Annotated in this window: 1 protein-coding gene and 1 pseudogene; both read right to left on the bottom strand. The window is 66.8% G+C overall.

Translation table 11 applies throughout. The features are described 5' to 3' along the window. Positions 1-698: molybdenum ABC transporter ATP-binding protein (gene modC / locus EOA49_RS33835; protein WP_245460849.1), on the bottom strand; the 698-nt coding region annotated here is incomplete at its 3' end. After that, a pseudogene (locus EOA49_RS33830) lies at positions 695-867 on the bottom strand (molybdate ABC transporter permease subunit); the annotation flags it as partial. The gene modC and the pseudogene EOA49_RS33830, both read right to left, overlap by 4 nt.

Here is an 867-nt window from a genome sequence, read left to right as displayed (position 1 = left end):
CCGCGCTCCCCCGCCGGAAAGAGGTGGAGCCGCTGCATGATCGCCTCGGTCGGGCCGAAAGCCGCGATCTTGCCTTGGGACAGCACCGCCACGTCGGTCGCCAGCCGCGCCACCTCGGCGACGGAATGGCTGACATAGGCGATCGGGATCTTCGTCTCATCGCGCAGCCGCTCGATATAGGGCAGGATTTCGGCCTTTCGCGCCTCGTCGAGCGAGGCAAGCGGCTCGTCCATCAAAAGCAGTTTCGGGCTGGCAAGGAGCGCTCGGCCGATCGCCACGCGCTGCTTTTCACCACCCGACAATTTCGCCGGCCGCCGGTCGAGCAGGGGACCGATGCCAAGGAGTTCGACCACCGCATCCATACTGGCGTAGCGCTCGGCAACCGGCGTGAACCAGCGGCCATAGCGCAGATTGCCGGCGGCGCTCAAATGCGGGAAGAGCCGCGCATCCTGGAACACCATGCCGATCCGTCGCTTGTGCATCGGCACGAAGATGCCGGCGGCGGTGTCGACCAGCACGCGCCCGTCCACCGCGATCCGCCCTTTCCGCGGCCGGATCAGCCCGGCGATCACATTGATCAGCGTCGACTTGCCCGAGCCCGAAGGCCCGAACAGCGCCGTCAGCCGGCCGGCGCTTTCGAAACTCGCCTCGATGGCGAAATCGCCGAGACGATGACTGACGTCCACCGAGAGCGTCATTCGATGTCCATCCGCTGGCCGATCCGGCGCGCCAGAACCTCGGAGGCCACCAGCGCCACCATCGAGATGACGATCGAAATCAGCGTCAGGCGCAGCGCTCCGGGATCGCCGCCCGGCACCTGCGTGAAGGTGTAGATCGCCGAGGGCAGCGTCTGCGTCTCGTTGGGGA

The sequence above is a fragment of the Mesorhizobium sp. M1A.F.Ca.IN.020.04.1.1 genome, assembly GCF_003997315.1.
Lineage (GTDB): Bacteria > Pseudomonadota > Alphaproteobacteria > Rhizobiales > Rhizobiaceae > Mesorhizobium.
The sequence above is the reverse complement of the archived record's forward strand: the minus strand, read 5'-3'. Positions and strand labels throughout refer to the sequence as shown.